Source organism: Idiomarina aminovorans, from assembly GCF_023155095.1.
GTDB lineage: Bacteria > Pseudomonadota > Gammaproteobacteria > Enterobacterales > Alteromonadaceae > Idiomarina > Idiomarina aminovorans.
Window position 1 is genome coordinate 123,573 of the sequence record NZ_JAKNDA010000006.1, and the last position, 25,316, is coordinate 148,888.

The following is a 25,316-nucleotide window of genomic DNA, read 5'->3' on the forward strand; positions in this document are numbered from 1 at the left end:
GTCCTTGACCTACCAATTTAAGGTAAACTAAGAATAGATGAATACTTGGAGGTTCTAATGGCGAAAATGACGGTTCTGCAATATCCAGACGAACGTTTGCGCAAAGTCGCACAGCAAATTGAAAAGGTGGATGACAACATCCGTTCAGTTATCGATGATATGTTCGAAACCATGTATGAAGAACAAGGTGTCGGCCTTGCTGCTAGTCAGGTTGACGTGCACAAGCGTTTGTTTGTGGCTGACTGCAGTGAAGATCAAAACGAACCATTGGCGTTTATTAATCCGGAAATTACGGAAACAGAGGGTCACTTTAAAAATGATGAAGGCTGCCTGTCCTTTCCGGGTGTTTATACAAAAGTTGAACGCGCCGAAAAAATTACCGTGACCGCACTGGATAAAAACGGTGAACGTTTCAGCCGTTCCGCAGAAGGCCTACTGGCCATTTGTATTCAGCATGAACTTGATCACTTAGACGGTAAGCTCTTCGTGGACTATTTATCACCACTGAAGCGTGAGCGCATTCGTAAAAAATTAGAGAAAGAACAGCGTCTGGCTGAAAAGTATGCGGCGGAAAGACGCTAATGCGGATAGTTTTTGCAGGCACACCTGATTTTGCTGCAAGACATCTACAACAACTGCTTGATGAATCTCATCAGGTTGTAGCTGTCTATACTCAGCCAGATCGACCAGCCGGGCGAGGAAAAAAACCTCAGCCCAGTGCCGTTAAAAAATTAGCGATTGAACACCAGTTACCGGTTTATCAGCCGGAATCATTAAAATCCGATGAGGCTCAGTCTGCCCTGACGGAACTTAAGCCCGACGTTATGGTAGTGGTTGCTTACGGATTGCTATTGCCACAAGCGGTACTGGATATTCCGGCAAAAGGCTGTCTGAATGTGCATGGTTCATTATTACCCCGTTGGCGGGGGGCAGCGCCTATTCAGCGCGCCATTTGGGCGGGTGATTCAGAGTCTGGCGTTTGTATTATGCAAATGGAAGCCGGCCTCGATACCGGTCCAGTTCTGCACGAACAACGATGTGCCATTAGCCCGTACGAAACCTCAGCGTCGCTTTACCATAAGCTTGAAGGCCTGGGCCCTAAAGCGCTGACAAAAGTACTAATGGATCTCGATGCTTACCAAAGCCAGGCCACGCCACAAAATGATAACGAAGCGACTTACGCAAAAAAACTGACAAAGCAGGAAGGCAAAATAGACTGGACACAACCGGCCGCTTTTATCGAGCGTTGCGTGCGCGCATTTAATCCCTGGCCCATGAGCTGGTGTCAGTCAGCGAACCTAAAAACTCAGCAGAACACCATTAAAATCCATGCCGCTGAGCTGATTCAGGGCGCCAGTAACAAAGGCCCGGGTACGATTATTAATAGCACCCATGAAGGCATCGATGTTGGCACCGGAGATGGTATTTTACGTATAACTAGCGCACAAATGCCGGGTAAGAAAGCTCAGCCCGCCAGTACGTTAGTTAACGGCTACAGCAATGTATTTGGCCAGGGACTGGAATTACAATGAAGCAACAGAAGAGTTCGTCCAATAATGGCCAGGGGGCAAGCAGTCGCGCCGCTGCAGCAGCTGCCCTGTTCCAGGTTTTAGAAAAAGGCGAATCTCTCTCAGTCGCCCTGCCTCATGCAACCAATAAGCTTTCTGATGCTGATAAACGACTGGCCAGCGCCATTAGCTACGGTGTCTTACGTGTTCTGCCCAGCCTTAATCGTCTGGTTGGTGCAAAACTGGATAAACCACTGAAAGGTCAGTTAAAAGTACTGCATTATTTATTACTGGTTGGTGCTTATCAGTTGTATTGTCTGCGTATTAAAGATCATGCCGCGGTTAGCGCCACCGTTGAAGCCGCCCGTACACTGAGGAAACGTAACCACAAGGCTTTAGTCAACGGAATATTGCGTCAATTGTTACGCGAAGCACCATCAACCGATGAATCACAGCAGCGAGAACTGCCCGACGACCCCATGCAGAATCATCCTCGCTGGTTGTTTGATACTATTCAGGCAGACCACCCCGAACACGCCAAAAACATTCTGTCAGAGAATAACGCACACCCGCCTATGTGGTTGCGTATTAACCGTCGATATGCCAACCGCGATGAGTATTTAAAGCAGTTACAAAATAACGACCTAGCTGCTGAAGCAGACTTGCAGGCTAGTGATGCCATCCGCTTGCATTCCCCTTGCCCGGTTGAAAAGCTACCCGGCTTCGCTGAAGGTTATGTATCGGTACAAGACCGTTCAGCGCAGCTGGCAGCGGACCTCCTGAATGTCAACGCGTCACATCGTGTCCTTGATTGCTGCGCCGCACCCGGAGGGAAACTGCTGCATTTACTTGAGCGAGACAGCTTTGAGCAACCCGTTCAAGCCATCGACATTGACGCCAGGCGCCTGGACCGTGTGCATGAAAACCTTAAACGGGCGGGTTTAAGTGCCCTTATTCACTGTGCGGACGTTGCCGCAACCAATGACTGGTGGAACGGCGAGCAGTTTGACCGCATATTATTGGATGCTCCTTGCTCGGCCACAGGCGTCATACGTCGTCACCCTGACATTAAATGGTTACGCCGCGCAGAAGATGTTAGCGAACTGGCCAGTTTACAGCGTCAGATACTCGACTCTCTGTGGTCATTACTTAAGCCTGGCGGTGAACTGCTTTACGCAACCTGCTCCATTCTGCGACAAGAAAACCAAACTCAAATTGAGTCTTTTCTAAAACAGCAATCCAGTGCTAGTCTGATATCTATAAGTGCAGAGCAAAATACGCTGCAATTGCTTCCCGGTAACTATAACGGGGATGGTTTCTTTTACGCGAGATTGAAAAAAGTCGAATGAAAATAATCATACTCGGTGTTGGTCAGGTTGGCGGCACTTTGGCAGAAAACCTGGTTAGTGAACGCAACGACATCACTATAGTTGATACCGATAATGACTTGCTGGACGATTTGCAGGATAAATATGACCTGCGGGTTGTAGTCGGTAACGGCGCTCACCCAGATGTATTACGCCGTGCCGGTGCTGACGACGCGGATTTGCTCATTGCTGTCACCAGCAGTGACGAAACTAATATGATTGCCTGCCAGGTTGCTTTTTCGATATTTAATACGCCGAAAAAAATAGCGAGAATTCGCTCCGAAGAGTACATCCGTTACAAAAACCAGTTGTTTCATAATCAGGATGCGCCGGTTGATCATCTTATTTCTCCGGAACAACTGGTTACCAATTACATTAGACGGTTAATCGATTATCCCGGCGCATTACAGGTTATGGAGTTTGCTAACGGCAAAGCCAGCCTGGTCGCGGTAAAAGCTTATTATGGCGGAAAACTGGTTGGTCATGCTATTTCAACGCTGCGCCAGCACATTCCCAATATCGACACCCGGGTCGCGGCTATTTACCGTCAGGGCAAACCCATTCGCCCCACCGGAACGACCATTATCGAGGCCGACGACGAAGTGTTTTTTATTGCTGATACGCGTCACGTTAGTCGGGTTATGCAGGAACTGCAAAAACTTGAAGATAAGTATCGCCGAATAATGATTGTCGGTGGCGGTAATATTGGTGCCGGTTTGGCCAAGCAACTGGAAATTGACCATCGGGTAAAACTCATCGAGCAGTCTGAAACTCGTGCAGAAGTGCTTTCTCAACGTCTTGAACATACATTAATTTTTCGCGGCGATGCTTCTGATCAAAAGCTGTTAGAAGAAGAGCACGTAGAAGATATCGATGTTTTCATCGCGGTCACTAACGATGATGAAGCGAATATTATGTCGGCAATGCTGGCTAAGCGTATGGGTGCCCGTAAAACCATGGTACTGATTCAACGCAGTGCCTATGTCGACCTGGTTCAGGGTGGCGAAATTGATATTGCCATTTCACCACAGCGGGCTACGGTATCAGCGTTGCTTACTCACGTGCGTCGCGGTGATATCGTTAACGTTTACTCACTTCGTAAAGGTGCAGCCGAAGCCATTGAAGCAATAGCACATGGTGATGAAGACACCTCTAAGGTAGTGGGTAAAGCCATTAACGACATTAAACTTCCGCCAGGTACCACAATTGGAGCGGTTGTTCGTGGACACCAAGTACTGATGGCGCACAGTGAAACCATTATTCATTCGGGCGACCACGTTATTTTGTTTTTACTGGATAAAAAATACATCGACCAGGTTGAAAAAGTTTTCCAGCCCAGCGCCATGTTTTTCTAGTCGAAAGCCCTGAGCTGAACACGACCACGAGTTGCGGCCTGTAGTTTCTTTTGCAGCCCATCGACTTCTGCGGGCCGCAGTAATACCGTAAGCCGCACACTCTCTTCATAGTCAGATGACTCGACTTCTGCTGCAGCGTCAACCAAAAGCGGCTCAATACTGCCCTGATCGGTATAAGCAAAATTTAACTGAAAAGCTTGTTTAAATACCCGCTGTTCTTTTTTAAGCTCAGCCAACGCAGCAACGGTAGCATCCGTATAAGCCCGTTGAAGCCCACCGGTACCCAGTTTTACACCACCAAAATAACGCACCACTATAACCGTAGTTTCACCCACACCGCTATTTTGCAGCGCCATAAGGATTGGTCTGCCCGCAGTTCCTGAAGGTTCTCCGTCATCGCTGTAAGCCATACTCTGGCTATCGTCAGGGGCGGAATATAATGAAGCCGAACAATAATGGGAGGCTTTTGGCCAACGCTTTTTAACCGCCGTTAAAAATCCTGCAGCACTATCGGCGTTTGTGGTGTGAGCCACACAAGCAATAAAGCGACTCTTTTTTATTTCTATTTCTACTTCTGTCTCCGAAGCCGGAATATCGTAATCTTGATCAGGCAAGGCCAGTCACCTTTTTCGCATAAGCATCTAAACACGTTTGACGCGTCAAGTTATCATTTCGCTCGCGGTAAACCACAATATTATCTTCAATTCTTATGCCTCCAAATGGCCTGAACTCATCCACTCGCTTCCAGTTAACAACATGTTTATTGCGAGAGTAAGCCAATTTTTTCAATAAAGGCTCAATAAAATAGATTCCGGGTTCAATGGTATACACCTGCCGCGGTTCGACGGTACGAGTAGTTTTTAATGTAAGATGCCCAGTTGGAGACGGTACCGGAGTTCCTCTTTCGTCGGCCTGAGCAGCCGCGACATCGTGCACTTGCAACCCTAACGAGTGGCCGACACCATGAGGAAAGAAGACAGAGGTAATACCATCCTCAATCATTTGCTCGGGGCTGCAGCTAACAAACCCAAAAGCAAAAAGTACGTTGGCTATTTGCTCATGGGCTACTTGGTGTAAAAACGGAAACTCAATGCCCGGTTTCATTTTATCAATCAGTGCCAGGGTAATTTGGTCAAGTGCCGCTACCAGTTCTTCATATTCATTATGCTCTGCTGACCAAGTTCGGCTAATATCGGCGGCGTAACCGCAGACTTCAGCGCCAGCATCTACCAACATAGATTTTAGCAATGTTTGCGGTTGTTTATCAGGCAGCCAGTGATGCAGCACACTGGCATTTTTATTTTGCCCAATAATATGATTGTAAGGGACTTCATTCTGCCCTTGTCGAGTTGCCGCCATGTACTTCAGCAGACAATCAAATTCAGACTCTCCGTTGAAGAAAGCCTTTGCTGCTGCAATATGTCCTTCCGCAGCAATATGGTTGGCTTGTGTTAAACAGGCTATTTCATAATCCGTTTTAAATAATCGATGATAATGAAAGAAATGCAGTACCGGATCAGGGTTTATATTTTCAAACCCAAGAGCTTTTGCCACTTCAATATGCTCACCGAGATAAGCCGCATTTTTTTTATCATAAGGCAGCAGCTTTTCAATCGCTTCGGGCGAAGTAATATGTTCCACGTGGAACGCTTCTAACCAAGGTTCACTTTCTAAGCTTGCCGTTGTATGCCAAAAGTCCGGCGCGCTTAACAGAACCAGTGTTGGCCGAGTATCAGGCTTTAAAATAATCCAGGCATTGGGAAGCTGAGTTTCAGGACACCAAGCTTTAAAGTGCGGGTTAGCGCGGAAAGGATAATTCATATCATCCAGAAACCAGCGCTTTTGCTGGCCTGAATGAATCGCTAATAAATCTAAGTTTTCCCGTTTAAAGAGTCGCTCAGAGCGAGTCCGGAGTTGTCTTATATGGTCAGAAAATAACGGCCAAAAATCTGCTGTCGCAGTCATATTTAATCGCCTTATTCAGTATCAACAATAGTCATATCAACAACTTGCTCAAATAAATTATCCTCGTCACCACCCAGCATCCGATAAATCTGTTGGTAACTCAATACCGCTTTTACGTAATCTCTGGTTTCATGGTAGGGAATGGTTTCAACCCACTCATCTGCGGAAACCGGCTCTTCCGGCAGCCAATCCCTAACGCGGTAGTAACCGGCATTATAGCTTGCAGTAGCTAATAGCCAATTATTTTCAAAACGATGCTTCAGGCGACTCAAATAATCTGTTCCTAAACGCACATTAACGGACGGGTCATTTAAACGACGCCAGCTGTTGTTTTTGGTGTCCAGCTGTTTGGCGGTTCCAGGGAGAATTTGCATTAACCCTTTAGCACCCGCGCTGGAGTAAGCATCGTGACGAAAATTACTCTCGCGTCGGGTAATCGCTAACGCCCAGTTTTCGTCAATTCCCGCGGCCTGTGACGCCCGCCCTAATATATCTTTATAAGCTAACGGGAAACGAATGCCCACAGCATCAAAGTGACCAATTTGCGCTAATGTCCATATGGCCTGGTCGTGCCAGCCCCACTCACTGGCAAGATACGCTGCGACCTTTTGTTCTTCGCCATCCAGTTGCGTTAATAAGTGATTCCACTCCCGTCTGGCATCTACCCAGCGCTCCAGCTGAATGAGTTCGTAGGCACGTTGAACACTCGGATGATGGCGTATTTGCTCGAGTTGAACGACGCTGACCTCAAGCTTTTCGTGCTCTAAGCTTACGGGCTTTTGCAATCTGGCAGCGGCGAGAAACCCATAATAATGGCGCTCGTCTGATAAGTCCTCATAGAGTTGTTGCGCCACCAGCGCATTCCCGGTTATTTCCTGCGTGCGGGCAAGCCAGTAACGCCACTGGTTCCCTTGCCTAATGGCGACAGGAAGACTTTGAATAGCATTGCGCAGGCCTTCGTAATCTTTGTCTTTAAGATAAATCGCCAGACGCCATTGCAGGACTCGCTCATTTAGCGCATTAACCGGAACACGGTCATGCCAGACCCGAGCCTCCGGATGAGATTTTAAACTCAGAGCAACAGCAAACTCTTCAGCTATACGCTCTTGTTGTTGCTCGGTAAACGGCAGTTGCGGTCTCAGCGTCTTATAGCTGCGCAAAGCTATATTCTCATTTCGCCATACCAGCTTAGTAAGTGCAAAGGCGGCTATTTCCGCTTCTTTACCAGGATAACGCCCCTTAAACCATGAGCTGTCCTCTATCGCCGCCGGTGAATACCTGACCTTATGATAAAACTCTCCCAGGTACTGCTGTAACTCGGGTAAAAGCCCGGTTAAATAAGGTATTAAGGTTGGATTACCATGCTCCGCGGCTAACTGTAATCGATTCCAAATCTTTTCATCGGTTCGGCCACCCAGACTCTCCCATTTTTTTAAAATAGGGTCACAAGCGGAAGGAAGCGAAAACCCATGCTCCCAAATAGCATCAACCTGACGGCGGAAAGGCCCGTCACTCAAACCGTTCTCTCGTTGCGCTTCGATAAACTGACAACGGTGAGTCAAGGTGCCCGGGTAGCGAAAGTCACGAATAAAGCGCGCAGACTCTTCTTGCCCGGCAAGGTAAGTTAGCCAGGGTTTTCTTAGCTGCCAGTCGAGTGGCGTATTGTCATATTTTTCCAGAAAAGCCAGCACCCGGTCTTCATTGGCCAGATACCCCACTTGCTCGAGCCTTGCTAACTCCAGATACGGGACTAATGAATAACCTTCCAGTTTCTTCAGCAACAATCTGTATTCGCTAAGACGACCGCGCTTGGCAGCGTACTCCGCCTTTTTGAATAGCTCACGCTGCTGCTCCCGTTGTTTACTATCAACAGGCTCAGGCTGGACTGCACCACTGCTAAACAGTGATAACGCGAAAAACAATGGCGCACTGTAACGTATGATAAACGACTGATTTTTCATTAATTCAAACGCATGTTTAAATAACCGTTGAAAAATTGGCGTATTCACGCCAAACTCTCTCTACCTTAACCCAAAGCTGTAATAGAATCAGTTTCTTTATAGCAACAAATTAATGGAAGTCGTGGGAGACCCAAGATGATTTATCAAGGTGAAAGCATTCGGGTCGATTTTATCGAACCTGGTTTCGCGGAATTACAATTTGACGCGAAAGGCTCGGTTAATAAATTCGACCAGGCAACATTAGAAGAATTCAGCGAAGCGCTGACAAGTTTAAAAAATACCGACGACCTACGTGGCGTCATTGTGACCAGCAGCAAGTCGACCTTTATTGTTGGTGCTGATATTACTGAGTTCCTGGCATTATTTTCTGATCAGGAAAAAACCCGCAGTTGGGTTGCTAAAGCATCGCGCGTTTTTGACCAGCTGGAAGACTTACCGGTACCCACAGTTGGTGCGGTAACAGGTTTTGCGCTGGGCGGCGGCTGTGAAGCACTTTTAGCCTGCGATTATCGCGTAGCCGATAACACAGCAGTCATCGGCTTGCCGGAAGTCAAACTGGGTCTTATCCCCGGCTTTGGCGGCACTATGCGTTTACCGCGCGTTATTGGCCCCGACAATGCGCTGGAATGGATCACCACAGGCCAAAACAACAAAGCGCTGGATGCACTGAAAGTGGGTGCGGTTGATGCGGTTGTTGAACCCGAAACACTAAAAGAAGCGGCACTTAATTTAGCGAAAGCGGCAGCCGCAGGTCAGCAAGACTGGAAAGCCAAACGTCAGCCTAAACTTGAGCCATTAAAAGCCAACGACACTGAATTAATGATGACGCTGGTTACCGCTAAAGGCTTAATTGCGGCGAAAGCAGGCAAACATTACCCGGCTCCGCACAAAGCCTTAGAAGCCATTGAAAATGGCGCACGCGAACATCGTGAAGGCGCCCTGAAAGCCGAAAACAATGCGTTTTTCGACTTAACACAAACCGACGCGTGTCAGGCACAAGTCGGTCTCTTCCTGGCGGATCAAGCAGTTAAAGGTAAGTCTAAGAAGTACGCTAAAGCGGCAACTAAAGACATCAAAACAGCCGGCGTCTTAGGCGCAGGCATTATGGGCGGCGGTATCGCATATCAGTCTGCACTTAAAGGCGTACCGGCGGTCATGAAAGACATTAAGCAGGACGCTCTGGATTTAGGCATGAAAGAAGCCGGTAAAATCCTGAAAAAAGGCGTTGAGCGCGGCAAAGTTAACAATGAGAAGATGATTAAAGTCTTGTCGTCAATTACTCCAACGCTTTTAAATGAAGCCGTTAAAGACGTCGACATTGTGGTTGAAGCGGTCGTTGAAAACCCGAAAATTAAAGGCGCTGTATTAGCTGAAATTGAGGGTGTCATTGGTGATGATGCGATTCTGACGTCAAACACCTCGACCATATCAATTACCGAGTTAGCTAAAAACCTGAAGCGCCCTGAAAATTTCTGCGGAATGCACTTCTTCAACCCGGTGCACAAAATGCCATTGGTTGAAATTATCCGTGGCGAAAAAACCTCTGATGATACGGTTAATGCCGTGGTTGCTTACGCGCTCAAATTAGGTAAAACACCAATTGTTGTTAACGATTGCCCTGGTTTCTTAGTCAACCGTGTGCTTTTCCCTTACCTGGCAGGCTTTGCTGGTATGGTTGATGAAGGCGTTGACTTTGTCGGCATTGATAAAGTCATGGAAAAACAGTTCGGTTGGCCAATGGGTCCTGCTTACTTAAGCGACGTGGTGGGTATTGATACCGCCGACCACTGCACCGTGGTGATGGAAGACGGCTTCCCTACCCGCATGAAGCGTGACACATCAAGCGCTATTGCGAAGTTGGCAGCAGCAGAACGCTATGGCCAGAAAAACGGCAAAGGCTTTTATGCTTACGGCACCGATAAAAAAGGTAAGCCAACCAAAGAAGCCGATGCTGCCACCTATGAGCTATTAGGCTGTGAGCAAGGCAAGAAACTGGATGCCGACGAAGTTATTGCCCGCTGTATGATCCCATTAGTGAACGAAATAGTTCGCTGTCTGGAAGAAGACATTGTCGGCTCTGCGGCAGAAGCAGACATGGCATTACTTTATGGCTTAGGCTTCCCTCCATTCCGCGGCGGTCCTTTCCGTTATCTGGAAACGCTGGGCATGGACAACTTTATTCAACTGGCAGACAAATACGCACACCTCGGTGAAATCTATCAGGTAACAGATGGCATGCGTGAAATGGCTAAAGCCGGTAAATCTTACTTTGACACAACCGCTGCGAAGTAAGGCTTGAGGAGGTTATTAAAATGAAAGACATCGTCATTGTAGATTGTATTCGTACGCCCATGGGGCGTTCCAAAAATGGTGTTTTCCGCCATACTCGTGCCGAAGACCTCTCAGCTGCGCTGATGAAGGGCTTGCTTGAGCGTAACCCGGAAGTGGATGCCGAAGAACTGGAAGATATTTACTGGGGTTGTGTACAACAAACTTTAGAGCAAGGCTTTAACATTGCGCGTAACTCTGCACTTATTGCGGGCATTCCGCATAAAGTCGCGGGGGTTACCGTTAACCGCCTGTGCGGTTCGTCTATGCAGGCACTGCACGATGCAGCTCGCGCTATTATGAACGGCGACGGCGATATCTTTATGGCCGGCGGTGTTGAGCACATGGGTCACGTACCGATGACTCACGGCATTGATTTTCATCCCGGCATGAATAAGTCGGTGGCGAAAGCTTCGGGCAGCATGGGTATGACCGCTGAATTGTTGTCTCGCAAATTTGGTATTACCCGTGAGCAGCAAGACGAATTTGGCGCACGGTCTCACCGAAAAGCACACGAAGCCACCGTTGAAGGTCGTTTTGCCAAAGAAATTCTGCCAATGAACGGCCATAATGCTGATGGTGAACTGGTTCGCGTTACAGAAGACGAAGTAATACGCCCGGAAACCACTGCAGAAGGCCTGTCACAGCTTCGCCCAGTGTTTGACCCGGCTAACGGCACGGTCACCGCTGGTACGTCTTCAGCGTTGTCTGACGGCGCTGCTGCCATGTTGGTCATGTCAGCCGACAAAGCTAAAGCCCTAGGCCTGACGCCGCGCGTTAAAATTCGCTCTATGGCGGTTGCCGGTTGCGATCCATCTATTATGGGTTACGGTCCTGTGCCAGCCACAGAGAAAGCACTGAAACGTGCTGGTGTATCTATTGACGACATCGATGTTGTTGAACTGAACGAAGCCTTCGCCGCGCAGTCACTGCCGGTATTAAAAGGTCTGAAACTGTTCGACAAGATGGAAGAGAAGGTCAACCTGAACGGCGGTGCTATTGCTCTGGGTCATCCATTAGGCTGCTCAGGCGCGCGTATTTCAACCACGCTAATCAACCTGATGGAAGAGAAAAACGCGAAGCTTGGTCTGGCAACTATGTGTATAGGTCTTGGCCAGGGTATTGCAACCGTGTTTGAGCGTGTTTAAAGAAAACAGTGGAACCTGGGTGGTTTAACACTGCAACGTCCAGAGAAAGGGGTGAGCTATGGCTCGCCCCTTTTTATTGTCAGGAGTTACTCAGAAACACGCCGTAAACCCATCTCTGGGGGCTTGACTGCAGCCATCCACGGCTGCAGACAGTTTCTAAGTAACTCCCGCCAACAAACAGCGGGTCAATCCATCACTCACCCCTCACTCTTACGCAAACAAAGTGTTAAACTACCCAGCTGCCACATTAATCCTTTATTTAGAAATGACTCAAATGAAGTTTGATCAGGAATTAGACACGTTGGGCCTTAAGTGCCCGGAGCCCGTTATGTTAGTACGTGCGGCTATTCGTAAAATGTCAGTCGGTGAGGTTTTGCTAGTGATCGCAGACGATCCGGCAACCACCCGGGATATTCCGGGCTTTTGCGAATTTATGGAGCATGAGTTGGTGGGTTCAGAAACCGGAGGAATGCCGTACCGCTATTGGGTCAGGAAATCACATTAAAAAAACCTGACGCAACCGCATCAGGTTTTTTCTTTATTCAAATAAAACTCCCAAAACTCCGCCTGCCCTACATCGCTTAGCTCATAAGGTTCAAAGCCAAAGTTTTTATAAGCCCGCTTGGCCCGGTCATTGTTTTCAAGCACTTCTAAAGTCAGTTTCACACAGCCACGGAATTCGGCCAGGGTTTTCACTTCCTCTAGCAATTTCTTAGCAACCCCCTTGCCACGATACTCTGGAATAACGGCTATATCGTGAATATTCATCAATGGTTTTGCAGCGAAGGTAGAAAAACCCTCAACGCAGTTTGCAACGCCGACCGGCGTATCACCATCGTAGGCTAATAAAGAAAAAACATGGTCTCTTTTTGCCATCTCATCTATTAAGCTTTCTTTAACATCCTCTGATATACCTTCGCCGCCACCCATTGGGTCTTTCGCATAGGCATCCAACATGGAAATAACCGCACTACCGTGTTTGGAGTTACTATAATCCGCAAGAATAATTTCTATCATTTGTCCTTCACTCATTTTACAACCTAAACTGTTTCATTTGCTCCGCAACAGGCTCATAGCAATGACAGCTAATAACATGGTCGTTAACCATACCAACTGCTTCCATAAAAGCATAGCAAATGGTCGGCCCGACAAACTTAAAGCCTTCCTGTTTTAGCGCTTTCGCCATGTTATGGGAAGCAAGGGTTTCTGTAGGAACCTCACTTTGCGTCCGATACGCATTAATAATCGGTGAACCGCCGACAAAACTCCATAACCATTGCTCAAACTTAACGCCCTTTTGTTCTAGCTTCAAATAGGCTTCAGCATTGGTAAAAATAGCGTTTATTTTGACCTTGCTGCGGATAATATCACGGTTGCCGTACAGTAATTCTCGATCGGCATCACTCATACCGATAATGGCTTTAGGATCAAAACCTAAAAAGGCTTTCTCATAGCCAGCTTGTTTGCGCAAAATGGTCAACCAGCTGAGACCCGCTTGCTGCCCGTCCAGACACAATTTTGCAAAGAGTTCAATCGGGTCACGCACCGGCCGCCCCCAGTGTTTGTCATGATATTCACGGTAATCGTCAGCAGATCCACACCAGGAACACCGTTCCGGCTCATTATTTGTCATGCCTTCCCCTATAACCAAGGCGCTTCAGAGGGTATAATCTAGGCATAATTTTTGGCCATTGGTCAACCACAAATAACAAAGCAGAGAATGCGTATGTCGAAATACGATGTGAAAACCTTTCAGGGGCTGATTCTGGCTCTTCAGGATTACTGGGCTCAGCAAGGCTGCGCAGTGGTTCAACCCTTAGATATGGAAGTAGGTGCCGGCACATTCCATCCCATGACCTTTCTACGCTCTTTAGGTCCTGAACCAGCCAGCTTTGCCTACGTGCAACCCTGCCGCCGACCGACTGATGGTCGTTATGGTGAGAACCCCAATCGACTGCAACATTATTATCAGTTTCAGGTCATCATGAAACCCTCTCCTAAAGATATTCAGGATCTTTACCTGGGTTCGTTAGAACTGCTTGGTTTTGATCCGCTGACTCATGACATACGTTTCGTTGAGGATAACTGGGAGTCGCCCACCCTGGGCGCATGGGGCCTGGGTTGGGAGGTCTGGCTTAACGGTATGGAAGTTACTCAGTTTACTTACTTCCAGCAAGTTGGCGGCATAGAGTGTCGCCCTGTGGCCGGAGAGATCACCTATGGTCTTGAGCGTTTAGCCATGTATATCCAGGGCGTAGACAGCATTTACGACTTAGTCTGGACTGACGGCCCACGAGGCAAAATATTCTACCGCGATGTATTCCATCAAAACGAAGTGGAGCAGTCGACTTACAACTTCGAATACGCGGACGTTGATGTGCTTTTCCGTCGCTTTGACGACTGTGAAAAAGAATGTGAACTGCTCATTGAGAAGTTATTACCATTACCCGCTTATGAACAGGTTATGCGTGCGTCTCACGCGTTTAATTTGCTGGATGCCAGACACGCAATCTCTGTGACCGAAAGGCAACGCTACATTCTTCGGGTCAGAACCATGGCGAAAGCTGTTGCCGAAGTCTATTACCAGGCGCGCGAAGCTCTTGGCTTCCCTCTGGCTCAAAACAAAAAAAATACAGCAGCGAACTAAGGAGAGCAGAGCCGTGCACAAAGAAAACTTATTAATTGAGTTAGGTACTGAAGAACTGCCTCCCAAGGCGTTGAAATCTCTTCGCGACAGCTTGAGAGCCGGCATTGAGTCAGGTTTAAAAATAGCGGAACTTAGCTTCGATAGTATTGAAGCTTATGCCACGCCTCGTCGGCTAGCCGTTCTAGTCCAGCAAGTTGAGACAGAACAGCAGGATAAAGTGGTGGAGAAACGAGGCCCCGCGGTTAGCGTTGCTTTTGATGACTCCGGTAAACCAACCAAGGCGGCCGAAGGCTGGGCTCGCTCAAACGGTATTACTGTCGATGAAGCGCAGCGTTTGACAACAGACAAAGGTGAATGGTTACTCCATAAAGCCACGGTTAAAGGACAAGCCTTAACGCAACTGGTACAGGGTATTCTGGAAGCGGCGATTAAAACTCTGCCCATTCCAAAACCCATGCGCTGGGGTGATAGCACGGCTCAGTTCATTCGACCGGTACACACGTTAACGGTGATGTTGGGTAGTGAACTTCTCGACGCCGAAATTCTGGAAACAAAAAGTGCTCGTTTTATTCAAGGTCATCGCTTTCACTCTGCTCAAGGTTTTGAACTCGACCACGTCGATAACTACCTCACTAAACTGCGTGAAGCGAAAGTGATCGCTGACTTTGAAGAGCGTATCAACACCATTCAGTCAGAAATTGCACGTCTTGCTTCCGAGCTTGGTGGTGAGGTTATCCAGGATGACGAACTGGTTGAGGAAGTCGCTGCGCTGGTTGAATGGCCGGTGGCTTTAACCGCCAGTTTTGATCAAGGGTTCTTAGCAGTACCTAAAGAGCCTCTTATTGTGACCATGAAAGATGATCAGCGCTACTTTCCGGTTGAAGACGGCAAAGGCAATTTATTGTCTCAGTTCATTTTCATCACCAACATTGAAAGTCGCGACCCTCAGCAGATTATCAAAGGTAACGAAAAAGTGGTTCGCCCTCGCCTTGCTGATGCACAGTTCTTCTTTGAATCTGATAAGAAGAAGACTTTAGAGTCACGTGTTTTAGCACTGGATTCCGTATTGTTCCAGAAACAGCTTGGAAGTATTGGTGATAAAGCGCGTCGTATTTCAGTATTGGCCGGTAAAATTGCTAATCAGTTAAAGGCAGATACAGACGCGGCGGAAAGAGCGGGTTTACTCTGCAAAGCCGATTTGGTTTCCGATATGGTCTCTGAATTCCCTGAAACGCAGGGTGTTATGGGTAAGCATTATGCGTTAAACGACGGTGAAAGCCCGACCGTAGCTGAATCAATAGAGCAACATTATTGGCCGCGTTTTTCCGGAGATGAGTTACCCGTTTCAAAAGAAGCCTGTGCGGTCGCCTTAGCTGACAAACTGGATACTCTGGTTGGTATTTTTGGTATTGGTCAAGTCCCTAAAGGCGACCGGGACCCATTTGCTCTGCGTCGGGCAGCCTTAGGTTTATTACGGACGTTGGTCGAACGCCAACTGCCCTTAAATTTACACAAGCTGCTATCCGCTTCGGGTGAAGGCTTCGGCGATAAGTTATCAAACACGTCAGTTACAGCCGATGTCTTTGACTTTCTGCTGGGTCGTTTTCGCCCCTGGTATCAGGATCAGGGCATTTCCGTTGATGTTATTCAATCGGTGCTCGCCCGATCGCCCTCAAAACCAACAGACTTTGACCAACGCGTTAAAGCGGTTCAGTCTTTTAAATCGATGGCGTCAGCTGAGAGTCTGGCAGCGGCTAATAAACGGGTCGGTAATATCCTGGCAAAATCGGATGAAACCATTACCGGTGAAGTAACAGAGAGCCTATTACAAGAATCGGCTGAAGTTGAACTTTATCGGTTAGTAAAACAAACAGAGGACCATGTAGAGCCGCTAATTTTAAACGGTGACTATAGCGAGGCACTGACTCATTTATCTCAACTTAAAGAGCCGGTCGATGCGTTTTTTGAGCATGTGATGGTTAATGCTGAAGACGATAATGTGCGCATGAACCGGCTTAACTTGCTGTTTAGATTACGTCAGTTGTTTCTAAAGATTGCTGACATCTCTCTTCTTCAATAACCAATTGAATTTGATAATAAAAAGCCGGCTCATAAAATGGAGCCGGCTTTTTTTGTAGCTTTTTATCAATTGCTAATCTTACTAGACGTCCAGGTTAGCAACTTTAAGCGCGTTAGATTCTATAAACGCTCTGCGCGGTTCTACTTCATCACCCATTAAGGTCGTAAATAGCTGATCCGCGCCAATTGCATCTTCAATAGTTACTTGCAGCATGCGGCGACTATCGGGATCCATTGTGGTTTCCCATAATTGACCCGGGTTCATCTCACCCAAGCCTTTGTAGCGCTGTACATATAAACCACGTTTAGACTCGCTGATTAGCCATTGTACCGCTTCAACAAAATGATTCACCGGTTGTTTTTTCTCACCTCGGAGAACATAACCGCCTTCTTCAACCAAAGAATCAATTTCCTCACCAAGGGTCACTATTTGTTCATAGTCTTTCGACATCAAGAATTCATAATTCAGTGGATAATCGGTATCAACACCGTGTTGGCGAATCGTTGTTGTTGGCATCCACATTTTACGTTCAGTATCTTCATGCAAAGAAACCGTGTAAGTGGCGGAGTTGATTTCACGGGCCGTTAAATCATCATTTAATGTTTTAACCCACTTTTCCATGTAGTCATGGTCTTTTAAACGCTCATCGGTCAGGCGCGGCGCGTAGAATAAACGCTGTAAGAAACGTTCAGGCATACGACGGCTTAAACGTTTGATATTTTCCTGTGCCATCTGATAACCGTTAACCAACCTCTCAAGCTTATCACCAGCAATACCCGGAGCCGTCTCGTTGACGTGCAAAGAGGCATTGTCTAAGGCCAGGCTGGTTAAATAACCAATCAGTGCCGGATCGTCTTTAATGTAAACTTCCTGCTTACCTTTTTTAACCTTATACAAAGGAGGCTGAGCAATATAAATATATCCGCGCTCAATAATCTCCGGCATTTGGCGATAGAAAAACGTTAGCAGCAACGTACGAATGTGAGAACCGTCAACGTCCGCATCCGTCATAATAATAATACGGTGATAGCGCGTTTTATCCGGATTATATTCGTCACGTCCAATACCACAACCCATGGCGGTAATTAATGTGCCGACCTCAACCGAGGACAACATTTTATCAAAACGCGCTTTTTCTACGTTAAGAATTTTACCCTTCAATGGTAAGATAGCTTGGTTCTTACGGTTACGACCCTGTTTAGCTGAACCGCCTGCAGAGTCACCCTCCACAATATAAAGTTCAGAGAGTGCCGGATCTTTTTCCTGACAGTCTGCTAACTTACCGGGCAGCCCGGCAATGTCTAAAGCACCTTTACGACGTGTCATCTCGCGAGCTTTACGAGCCGCTTCTCTAGCCCGGGCAGCATCAATAATTTTATTAATGATGAGTTTAGCTTCGCTCGGATTCTCTATCAGATAATCAGCTAATTGCTCATTCATTGCCTGCTCAACGGCAGACTTAACTTCCGAGGAAACCAGTTTATCTTTTGTTTGAGAAGAAAATTTGGGGTCTGGAACTTTAACAGAAATAATGGCAGTTAAACCTTCACGCGCGTCATCACCTGTTGCAGAGGTTTTGGACTTTCTATTATATCCCTCTTTTTCCATATAGGTATTCAACGTACGTGTTAACGCGGCTCTAAAACCGGCTAAATGGGCACCACCATCACGCTGAGGAATGTTGTTAGTAAAGCAGTAAATATTTTCCTGGAACGAGTCATTCCATTGCATACTCACCTCTACCCCAATGCCATCCTCTCTTTGAATGGTGAAGTAAAAGGCTTTTTGGTGAATAGGCGTTTTATTCTGATTTAAGTAATTTACAAAAGCGGCAATACCACCTTCGTATTTAAACAAGTTTTCGCGATCATCACGTTCATCTCGTAAACGTATACCAACACCAGAATTAAGGAAAGAAAGCTCTCTGAGGCGCTTTGCCAAAATATCATAGTGATACTCGGTGTTCGTAAAGGTTTCGTGGCTAGGCCAAAAGCGCAATTCGGTACCAGTTGTGTCAGTATCGCCTATCGGTTTTACATCACTATCCGGCTCACCCATGTGATAAGTCTGCTCGTAAACTTTGCCTTGTCTGCGAATGGTTAGCTGCAGCTTTTCAGATAGCGCGTTTACAACAGAAATGCCAACTCCGTGCAGACCACCGGATACTTTATAGGAGTTGTCGTCAAACTTACCACCCGCGTGCAATACGGTCATAATAACCTGGGCAGCTGAAACGCCTTCTTCTTCATGTATATCAACGGGTATCCCACGACCGTCATCTTTCACACTGACAGAGCCGTCAGAGTGAATAGTGACCATAATTTCTGAGCAATGCCCAGCTAAGGCTTCGTCAATTGAGTTATCGACAACTTCAAAAACCATGTGGTGCAGACCCGTTCCATCATCAGTATCACCAATGTACATACCCGGGCGTTTGCGAACCGCATCCAACCCTTTAAGAACCTTTATACTCGATGAACCGTAATTATTTTCTTCCATAGTATTATCTCGATATCATTCGTTTATTACCCCATGTTCTACGTGGAACATTTGAGGTGATTTTTGAAATTTATCCGACAACTGCTTTCCAGTAATTGCGGTGATAAAAACTTGTGCGTCCAGATTTTCTAACTCTCGACAGAGTAACCCTTGGTTTCTCGAATCGAGTTCTGACGTTAAATCATCGACTAAATAAATGCAGGGTTGCCTTTTTATTTTTTGATAATGCTTCCCTTGCGCTAACTTTAAAGCGGTTATCGCGGTTTTTAATTGCCCACGAGATAAGCGATGTTTTGCTTCCACGCCATCAGCTATCACTTTAATATCAGCCTTATGCGGCCCAACCGAGGTAAAGCCGTATTTCTTATCTTTCTCTGTATGGCTTTCTAAGGCCTCAAATAAACTTTGGCTGGTATCCCAGCCTGATTTTAATCGAACTTCCATTGTAACATCGGGGAGAAAAGATTTCGCTAGCTCTTGTATATAATCATTCAGTTCTTGTCGATATTTTTCGCGACTTTTACTAATGCGCTCGCCATAATAAGCCAGTTGTTCTTTCCAGTATCTGTCTTCACGAACCGGTAGCGAGCGCTGCTTCAATAAACTGTTTCTTTGTTTAAGCAGTTGAGTATAAGCAACCCAGTCCGAGTAAAATGAATGTTCCACGTGGAACACTCCCCAATCGATAAATTGCCTTCTCTGCCCCGGTCCCTCTAACAAGATGTCTACCGATTCAGGCGTCAGTAGTTGCACGGGAACTAACCGTGCGACATCGGACATGCGCTGAACATTAGCACCATTGAGCCTTAACGATTGCTCGCCATCGGTGCTTCGTCTCACACCTATTGCGTAATCACTAGAACGACAAAAAACCGTAAAACCTTGATGACCTTCTTTTATTAACTGCCGAAATCCTCCTGGCCGGAAGGAACGACCAAAACCTAATAAATATATAGCTTCGAGCAGACTGGTTTTACCGGAGCCATTGTCGCCGGTTATCACATTAATTCCGGGGCTGGGAGACAACGCCACCTCCGAAAAATTTCGAAAATGGCTTAGGTTCAACGTCTCAATGAACATTAATACTTAATATTACAGACGCATAGGCATGATAACGTAACAGCAAGATTCATCATGCTGAGGTTCTATGAGGGCACTGCTGTTCGAATCAGCCAAGGTAAAGGAAACTTGCTCATCATCGATATTATTTAAAACATCCAATAAATAACTCACGTTAAAGCCAATTTCCAGATCATCACCCTGATAATCTACTTCTATAATTTCTTCGGCTTGTTCCTGCTCAGGGTTAGTAGCTGTGATGCATAGCTCACCGCTACTTAGGTTAAGCCTTACCCCACGGAATTTTTCATTCGATAAAATCGACGCACGTCCGAAAGACTGTTTTAAGGCGTCTCGATGAGCCACGACAACTTTGTCGCCGCCGCTTGGTAAAACCCGACGGTAATCAGGAAAGCGACCATCAACAAGTTTACTGGTAAAAACAAGTTCCGGCGTCTCTACCCGAATATGGTTATTACCGATAGAAACAGATACTTCCTGGTCGTCATCACCCAGTAAACGAAGCAGCTCAACAACGCCTTTACGAGGAACGATAACCTGGCGCTGTGCCAACCCAGGCTGATCTATTGCGCAGGTGCTCATCGCTAAACGGTGGCCATCGGTTGCCACTGAACGCAACATTCCATTATCGGTTTCGAACAACATACCATTCAGGTAATAACGTACATCCTGATTAGCCATAGAAAAATGGGTTTTTTCCATTAAGTCTTTCAGTATGGCTTGTTCAGTCACCAAATGTATATCACTTTTCCAGTCATCAATATTGGGAAAGTCGTCTGAAGATAACGTGCTTAATTTAAACTTACTACGGCCCGATTTTACCGTCGCGCTGTCTTCCTGTGAGGTAAATTCAATCGTTGAGCCTTCGGGTAAGCTTCGTACAATATCCAAGAGTTTTTTAGCGGGAAGCGTAACCGCTGCATCCATGTCCGCTGATTCAAGCGCCACGGATGAAACCAGTTCAACTTCCAGATCTGTTCCGGTCAACTTCAGCTGACCGTTATCAACTTGCAGCAACAAATTCGATAAAATAGGTAACGTATGCCGCCGCTCAACAGCGCCACTAACAACCTGCAGTGGCTTAAGAAAAGCATCGCGGTTTATTGAAAATTTCATGACTGAGTCCCCTGTTCCCTGTTTATAACGACACTTTATGACGACAATGTTCGAATAAGATTTCTATGGTCTTCTTTGATGTCGTTTTGCGCATCTTTCAATTCCTGAATTTTACGACAAGCATGCAATACCGTTGTGTGATCACGACCACCAAAGGCATCGCCAATTTCCGGCAAACTGTGGTTGGTAAGTTCTTTTGCTAACGCCATCGCCAATTGACGCGGACGCGCAACCGAGCGGCTTCGGCGTTTCGATAAAATATCGGCTAACTTAATATTATAGTATTCCGCTACGGTCTTCTGAATATTATCAATAGTGACCAGCTTTTCTTGCGCCGCAATTAAGTCACGCAACGCTTCCCTTACGAAATCGATAGTAATAGGTCGACCTGTCAGTTGTACATTAGCAACAACCCGGTTTAAAGCCCCTTCTAACTCACGAACATTGGAGCGCAAACGTTTTGCAATAAAAAAGGCAACTTCGTGCGGCATATTCAAACCACGCTCGTCTGCCTTACGCATTAAAATCGCTACTCGGGTTTCTAATTCAGGAGGTTCAATTGCAATGGTTAACCCCCAGCCAAAGCGGGACTTCAATCGATCTTCTACTCCGTCTATCTCTTTCGGGTAAAGATCGCTGGTCATAATAATTTGCTGATTACCTTCTAACAACGCGTTGAAGGTATGAAAGAATTCTTCCTGAGACCCTTTTTTATTCGCGAAAAAATGAATGTCGTCTATCAGCAAAGCATCGACCGAGCGGTAATAACGTTTAAATTCGTTAGTCGAACTGTTACGAATAGAATTGACCATGTCCTGCACAAAGCGCTCAGCGCGAATGTAAAACACCTTAGCGTCCTTGTTATGCGCCATAATGCCATTGCCAACGGCGTGTAATAAGTGAGTTTTACCTAAGCCGGTACCACCATAAACAAAAAGCGGGTTATAAACACCGCCAGGGTTCTCAGCAACCTGAATAGCCGCCGCGCGCGCCAGTTGGTTAGATTTACCCTCCACAAAATTGTCGAAAGTGTACTCCGGATGGATATTGCTCTCGAAAGGTACTTCTATATCGGCGTTACCCGATGAGAAGTTAGGTGTTTTTCTGCGGGTTGCAGCCGCGCGTTGCGGTGAGTCGTTCTCACGTTGTGTCGGCGATGCTTCACCGACCTTTAGAACAACATTAGGGACTTTATCGTCGCACAAAACTTCCAAATAGGTATTGATGGTTTTCAGATATTTGTCGCGAACCCAGTCCACCGAATAAATATTCGGCGCAAATAAAGTCAGTGTTTCGCCATTCAGTTTGGCTTGTAGGGGTCTGATCCACGTGTTGAACTGCTGTAACGGTAACTCCGATTGCAGTCGCTCTGCACATTGTTGCCAAAGCGAATTATTCACACTCTTCTCCTGGATCGTTTTTTTATTATCATAACTGAATATTGTACTTCACTCAGCTCATATTCGCTAGCACAAACTGCCTGAAAACTGCATGAATAAAGGAGTTAAAATCAGTCAAACAAATCAAAACTGGCGCATAACTTGCTTGAAACCGAAGTGACAAAGCTAACAGGAAAACGCTAAAACGGTGAATAACTGTTATTTTATCCACATTATCAATATTTTAATAACCCAAGATTGTGGATGAGATTATTTTTGGATTTATTGCCTAAAACCGTCTATGGTCATTGACTCAATGCCAAAAGATCGGTAAGATCTGCGCTCTAAAAAATTCCGTTCACGTTTGGTTTTAAATTTTTCGGCCAGCGTGGGAAATAGCAAACTGACCGATGGAATATTAGTTATGAAAAGAACATTTCAACCAAGCGTCTTAAAACGCAAACGTGCTCACGGTTTCCGTGCTCGCATGGCAGATAAAAATGGCCGCAAAGTATTGGCTCGTCGCCGTGCTCGTGGTCGTAAAGTACTGAGTGCATAAAAGTATCTCATATGGCAGGGAGTTACGTCTGTTAACTCCCTCTCATTTCCAGAGAGTATTCTCAAACCCTCCTGTAAAAGCCGTTACTGCTCATGTCACTATGTTGGCAACTCCTAATGAGCTTGGGCATCCACGTATTGGTGTGACTGTTAGCAAAAAGCGGGCTAAACGCGCTGTTGATAGAAACCGCATAAAACGACAAGTACGTGAAACCTTCCGTTTAAGACAACATAAAATTCCCGCTTTTGACATTGTAATTATTGCCAAGCAGGGTATTGTCGAGCAGGATAACGCCGCATTACGGGAAACATTGAATTATTTATGGCGAAAATTAGCAAAGCGTTGCGAACAATACCAATCGGGCTGATAAAGGTTTATCAGTGGTTTATCAGCCCACTGCTGGGCCCGCATTGTCGATTTTATCCATCTTGCTCACATTATGCCTGTGAGGCCATACAAAAACACGGTACAATTCGCGGTATTGGCTTAGCTGCTTTACGAATTGGTAAATGTCACCCCGCTCATGAGGGTGGCTATGACCCGGTTCCTCCTGCGAAACAAGATGCAAAGCCAGAAAATAACAGCGAATCCGAATCTTTACTAAAACAGCCAACAGAGACGAAATCACTATGAATTCGCCACGCACGATATTATTTATTGCCTTTTTAGTGGTGTCTTTCTTCCTATACCAGAATTGGATGGTGGAAACCGCACCCGGAACAAAAGCACCGCAAAACGTAACATCAACACAATCGAGCAATAACACTGAAAACAGTGATGTGCCTTCAGGTGGTTCAGCAAAAGTTGCGGCGGATGTCCCCGAAGGTGATCAGCCCGTTGTCACTCAGCAGTCTACAAAAACCATTCGTGTGCGCACCGATGTGTTAGATGTAGAAATTGATACACGCGGTGGCGACATTGTTTCAACTCAGTTACTCAAATTTGCAGAAACTCAGGGAAGTGAAGAGCGATTCCAATTACTGCAGAATAGATCAAATAACGTTTATGTTGCCCAGTCAGGTCTGATTGGTCCTGATGGTATCGATGCAAGCGGCAGTGGTCGCCCTTCTTACAGCTACGAAAAAGAGCGTTATGAGTCTGAAACTCAAGTTGTTGAAGTTCCGCTAACCTACACTACTGAAAATGGTGCTACTTACCGCAAAGTCTTCACTTTTACGCCGGGTAAGTACAATGTCGATGTTCGTTTTGAAATACAAAATAATACCGGCGGCGCGCTGAACACGCAGTTCTACGGACAATTGAAACGCTCCATGGGAACCGGTGAAAGCGGCAGCATGATCATGCCAACGTATTTTGGTGCCGCTTACTCACACGATGACGACAAGTTCGAAAAATACGACTTTGATGACATGCTGGATAAAAAGCTCAACGTCACCTCACAAAACGGTTGGGTAAGTATGCTTGAGCATTATTTTGTTTCAGCATGGATTCCGGAGCAAGGCCAACAAAACCGCCTATTCTCGCGTGTTGCGAATGGCAGCCAGGCCATTATTGGTGTTATTTACCCAATGACAGAAATTCAGGCCGGCAGCTCAAAAACTATTGAGTCACAGCTTTATCTGGGCCCTAAAGACCAGGACGCCATGGCTGAAATTGTTGAGCACCTGGACTTAACCGTCGACTACGGCTTTTTGTGGTGGTTAGCTCAGCCAATCTTTAAGTTACTGCAATTTTTACAAGGCCTTGTTATTAACTGGGGTCTGGCCATTATTTTGACCACCGTTATTGTCAAAGCGTTATTGTTCCCGCTAACCAAAGCACAATACGTTTCAATGGCTAAAATGCGTATGCTGCAGCCTAAAATGACGGCTTTGCGCGAACGCTATGGTTCGGACCGCCAGAAAATGTCCGGCGCCATGATGAAGCTCTACAAAGAGGAAAAAGTAAACCCTCTGGGTGGCTGCCTGCCAATGCTTTTACAGCTGCCAATATTCCTGGCTTTGTATTGGGTATTACTGGAAAGTGTTGAGTTACGTCATTCAGCCTTTATCTTCTGGATTCAGGATCTATCGACTAAAGACCCATACTACATCCTGCCTATTTTAATGGGTGCGAGTATGTTCTTAATGCAGCGACTGCAGCCAACACCTACTGCCGATCCAATGCAGCAGAAACTGTTCCAGTATATGCCAGTTATCTTTACGGTATTCTTCCTCTGGTTCCCATCTGGCCTGGTACTATACTGGTTAGTCAGTAACTTGATTACCATTGCTCAAATGCTGATCATTTACCGGGGTCTGGAGAAAAAAGGGATTAACGTCCGAAATAAGAAATAATACAGCATTAAAGCCCGGCTAATGCTG

General features: G+C 46.4%; 22 protein-coding genes. 13 read left to right on the top strand and 9 right to left on the bottom strand.

The annotated features are described in order from the left end of the window. Positions 1-57: 57 nt before the first annotated feature. From def to trkA, 4 genes are read left to right on the top strand one after another with little or no spacing between them, the layout of a single operon-like run. A complete protein-coding gene (gene def / locus L8G48_RS11700; protein ID WP_248264795.1) occupies positions 58-582 on the top strand; it encodes a peptide deformylase in 525 nt (174 codons plus the stop codon). Next, positions 582-1,532 (top strand): methionyl-tRNA formyltransferase, encoded by a 951-nt coding sequence (gene fmt, locus L8G48_RS11705; protein WP_248264796.1) that lies wholly within the window; start codon positions 582-584, stop codon positions 1,530-1,532. The genes def and fmt overlap by 1 nt, the downstream gene beginning before the upstream one ends. Continuing rightward, a complete protein-coding gene (rsmB, locus tag L8G48_RS11710; RefSeq protein ID WP_248264797.1) occupies positions 1,529-2,857 on the top strand; it encodes a 16S rRNA (cytosine(967)-C(5))-methyltransferase RsmB in 1,329 nt (442 codons plus the stop codon). The genes fmt and rsmB overlap by 4 nt, the downstream gene beginning before the upstream one ends. Then, entirely contained in the window at positions 2,854-4,230 is a 1,377-nt protein-coding gene (trkA, locus tag L8G48_RS11715) for a Trk system potassium transporter TrkA (RefSeq protein ID WP_248264798.1), read from the top strand. Before rsmB ends, trkA begins: the two co-directional genes overlap by 4 nt. Here the strand turns inward: trkA and L8G48_RS11720 are convergent. From L8G48_RS11720 to L8G48_RS11730, 3 genes are read right to left on the bottom strand one after another with little or no spacing between them, the layout of a single operon-like run. Next, entirely contained in the window at positions 4,227-4,844 is a 618-nt protein-coding gene (locus L8G48_RS11720; protein WP_248264799.1) for a YigZ family protein, read from the bottom strand. The two genes, trkA and L8G48_RS11720, sit on opposite strands and share 4 nt — an antisense overlap. Further along, entirely contained in the window at positions 4,837-6,195 is a 1,359-nt protein-coding gene (pepQ, locus tag L8G48_RS11725) for a Xaa-Pro dipeptidase (RefSeq protein ID WP_248264800.1), read from the bottom strand. The genes L8G48_RS11720 and pepQ overlap by 8 nt, the downstream gene beginning before the upstream one ends. 11 nt (positions 6,196-6,206) lie before the next feature. Continuing rightward, positions 6,207-8,204: a transglycosylase SLT domain-containing protein gene (locus L8G48_RS11730; protein WP_248264801.1), complete on the bottom strand. Its 1,998-nt coding sequence runs from the start codon at positions 8,202-8,204 to the stop codon at positions 6,207-6,209. An 87-nt stretch (positions 8,205-8,291) separates the two neighbouring features. Between L8G48_RS11730 and fadB the strand changes: the two genes are divergently transcribed. The 3 genes from fadB to tusA all read left to right on the top strand — a co-directional run bounded on the left by fadB (position 8,292) and on the right by tusA (position 12,137). Continuing rightward, a complete protein-coding gene (fadB, locus tag L8G48_RS11735) occupies positions 8,292-10,448 on the top strand; it encodes a fatty acid oxidation complex subunit alpha FadB (protein WP_248264802.1) in 2,157 nt (718 codons plus the stop codon). A gap of 20 nt (positions 10,449-10,468) precedes the next feature. Further along, a complete protein-coding gene (gene fadA, locus L8G48_RS11740) occupies positions 10,469-11,632 on the top strand; it encodes an acetyl-CoA C-acyltransferase FadA (protein WP_248264803.1) in 1,164 nt (387 codons plus the stop codon). 265 nt (positions 11,633-11,897) lie between these two features. Further along, positions 11,898-12,137 carry a sulfurtransferase TusA gene (tusA, locus tag L8G48_RS11745; RefSeq protein ID WP_248264866.1) on the top strand — a complete coding sequence of 80 codons (240 nt, stop codon included), beginning with the start codon at positions 11,898-11,900 and terminating at the stop codon, positions 12,135-12,137. Positions 12,138-12,157: 20 nt separating this feature from the next. On the opposite strand, the gene L8G48_RS11750 is transcribed toward tusA, so the two are convergent. Both L8G48_RS11750 and L8G48_RS11755 read right to left on the bottom strand, forming a co-directional pair. Next, on the bottom strand, positions 12,158-12,649 hold the full coding sequence (locus tag L8G48_RS11750; protein ID WP_248264867.1) for a GNAT family N-acetyltransferase: 492 nt from the start codon (positions 12,647-12,649) through the stop codon (positions 12,158-12,160). Positions 12,650-12,665: 16 nt separating this feature from the next. Next, complete coding sequence (locus tag L8G48_RS11755; RefSeq protein ID WP_248264804.1) at positions 12,666-13,265, bottom strand: DNA-3-methyladenine glycosylase I; 600 nt, start codon at positions 13,263-13,265, stop codon at positions 12,666-12,668. A gap of 93 nt (positions 13,266-13,358) precedes the next feature. On the opposite strand from L8G48_RS11755, the gene glyQ reads away from it, so the two are divergent. Together glyQ and glyS are read left to right on the top strand one after the other, a co-directional pair. Beyond that, entirely contained in the window at positions 13,359-14,279 is a 921-nt protein-coding gene (gene glyQ / locus L8G48_RS11760; RefSeq protein ID WP_248264805.1) for a glycine--tRNA ligase subunit alpha, read from the top strand. A gap of 13 nt (positions 14,280-14,292) precedes the next feature. After that, complete coding sequence (gene glyS / locus L8G48_RS11765) at positions 14,293-16,359, top strand: glycine--tRNA ligase subunit beta (protein WP_248264806.1); 2,067 nt, start codon at positions 14,293-14,295, stop codon at positions 16,357-16,359. Positions 16,360-16,440: 81 nt separating this feature from the next. On the opposite strand, the gene gyrB is transcribed toward glyS, so the two are convergent. Genes gyrB through dnaA form a run of 4 tightly spaced genes read right to left on the bottom strand, consistent with a single transcriptional unit; the run spans position 16,441 to position 22,454 of the window. Then, the gene (gyrB, locus tag L8G48_RS11770; RefSeq protein ID WP_248264807.1) at positions 16,441-18,858 is read right to left on the bottom strand and encodes a DNA topoisomerase (ATP-hydrolyzing) subunit B; all 2,418 of its coding nucleotides are present in this window, start codon (positions 18,856-18,858) and stop codon (positions 16,441-16,443) included. A gap of 15 nt (positions 18,859-18,873) precedes the next feature. Beyond that, positions 18,874-19,938: a DNA replication/repair protein RecF gene (recF, locus tag L8G48_RS11775; RefSeq protein WP_282444915.1), complete on the bottom strand. Its 1,065-nt coding sequence runs from the start codon at positions 19,936-19,938 to the stop codon at positions 18,874-18,876. Between the two features lie 12 nt (positions 19,939-19,950). Continuing rightward, positions 19,951-21,054 (bottom strand): DNA polymerase III subunit beta, encoded by a 1,104-nt coding sequence (gene dnaN, locus L8G48_RS11780; protein WP_248264809.1) that lies wholly within the window; start codon positions 21,052-21,054, stop codon positions 19,951-19,953. Between the two features lie 35 nt (positions 21,055-21,089). Then, a complete protein-coding gene (gene dnaA / locus L8G48_RS11785; protein WP_248264810.1) occupies positions 21,090-22,454 on the bottom strand; it encodes a chromosomal replication initiator protein DnaA in 1,365 nt (454 codons plus the stop codon). A 403-nt stretch (positions 22,455-22,857) separates the two neighbouring features. Between dnaA and rpmH the strand changes: the two genes are divergently transcribed. The 4 genes from rpmH to yidC are packed head-to-tail and all read left to right on the top strand — an operon-like array spanning position 22,858 to position 25,289. Continuing rightward, on the top strand, positions 22,858-22,992 hold the full coding sequence (rpmH, locus tag L8G48_RS11790; protein ID WP_248264811.1) for a 50S ribosomal protein L34: 135 nt from the start codon (positions 22,858-22,860) through the stop codon (positions 22,990-22,992). After that, positions 22,985-23,359 (top strand): ribonuclease P protein component, encoded by a 375-nt coding sequence (gene rnpA, locus L8G48_RS11795; protein ID WP_248264812.1) that lies wholly within the window; start codon positions 22,985-22,987, stop codon positions 23,357-23,359. Before rpmH ends, rnpA begins: the two co-directional genes overlap by 8 nt. Beyond that, positions 23,314-23,625, top strand: coding sequence for a membrane protein insertion efficiency factor YidD (gene yidD, locus L8G48_RS11800; RefSeq protein ID WP_248264813.1), 312 nt, complete (start codon positions 23,314-23,316; stop codon positions 23,623-23,625). The genes rnpA and yidD overlap by 46 nt, the downstream gene beginning before the upstream one ends. After that, positions 23,622-25,289: a membrane protein insertase YidC gene (gene yidC, locus L8G48_RS11805; RefSeq protein ID WP_248264814.1), complete on the top strand. Its 1,668-nt coding sequence runs from the start codon at positions 23,622-23,624 to the stop codon at positions 25,287-25,289. The genes yidD and yidC overlap by 4 nt, the downstream gene beginning before the upstream one ends. The last annotated feature ends 27 nt before the right edge of the window (positions 25,290-25,316 follow it).

Excerpts from the sequence above, each read along its gene's own strand:
- def (WP_248264795.1), top strand. The coding sequence starts at position 58 with ATGGCGAAAATGACGGTTCTGCAATATCCAGACGAACGTTTGCGCAAA.
- fmt (WP_248264796.1), top strand. The coding sequence starts at position 582 with ATGCGGATAGTTTTTGCAGGCACACCTGATTTTGCTGCAAGACATCTA.
- rsmB (WP_248264797.1), top strand. The coding sequence starts at position 1,529 with ATGAAGCAACAGAAGAGTTCGTCCAATAATGGCCAGGGGGCAAGCAGT.
- trkA (WP_248264798.1), top strand. The coding sequence starts at position 2,854 with ATGAAAATAATCATACTCGGTGTTGGTCAGGTTGGCGGCACTTTGGCA.
- pepQ (WP_248264800.1), bottom strand. The coding sequence starts at position 6,195 with ATGACTGCGACAGCAGATTTTTGGCCGTTATTTTCTGACCATATAAGA.
- fadB (WP_248264802.1), top strand. The coding sequence starts at position 8,292 with ATGATTTATCAAGGTGAAAGCATTCGGGTCGATTTTATCGAACCTGGT.
- fadA (WP_248264803.1), top strand. The coding sequence starts at position 10,469 with ATGAAAGACATCGTCATTGTAGATTGTATTCGTACGCCCATGGGGCGT.
- tusA (WP_248264866.1), top strand. The coding sequence starts at position 11,898 with ATGACTCAAATGAAGTTTGATCAGGAATTAGACACGTTGGGCCTTAAG.
- L8G48_RS11750 (WP_248264867.1), bottom strand. The coding sequence starts at position 12,649 with ATGATAGAAATTATTCTTGCGGATTATAGTAACTCCAAACACGGTAGT.
- L8G48_RS11755 (WP_248264804.1), bottom strand. The coding sequence starts at position 13,265 with ATGACAAATAATGAGCCGGAACGGTGTTCCTGGTGTGGATCTGCTGAC.
- glyQ (WP_248264805.1), top strand. The coding sequence starts at position 13,359 with ATGTCGAAATACGATGTGAAAACCTTTCAGGGGCTGATTCTGGCTCTT.
- gyrB (WP_248264807.1), bottom strand. The coding sequence starts at position 18,858 with ATGGAAGAAAATAATTACGGTTCATCGAGTATAAAGGTTCTTAAAGGG.
- recF (WP_282444915.1), bottom strand. The coding sequence starts at position 19,938 with ATGTTCATTGAGACGTTGAACCTAAGCCATTTTCGAAATTTTTCGGAG.
- dnaN (WP_248264809.1), bottom strand. The coding sequence starts at position 21,054 with ATGAAATTTTCAATAAACCGCGATGCTTTTCTTAAGCCACTGCAGGTT.
- rpmH (WP_248264811.1), top strand. The coding sequence starts at position 22,858 with ATGAAAAGAACATTTCAACCAAGCGTCTTAAAACGCAAACGTGCTCAC.
- yidD (WP_248264813.1), top strand. The coding sequence starts at position 23,314 with ATGGCGAAAATTAGCAAAGCGTTGCGAACAATACCAATCGGGCTGATA.
- yidC (WP_248264814.1), top strand. The coding sequence starts at position 23,622 with ATGAATTCGCCACGCACGATATTATTTATTGCCTTTTTAGTGGTGTCT.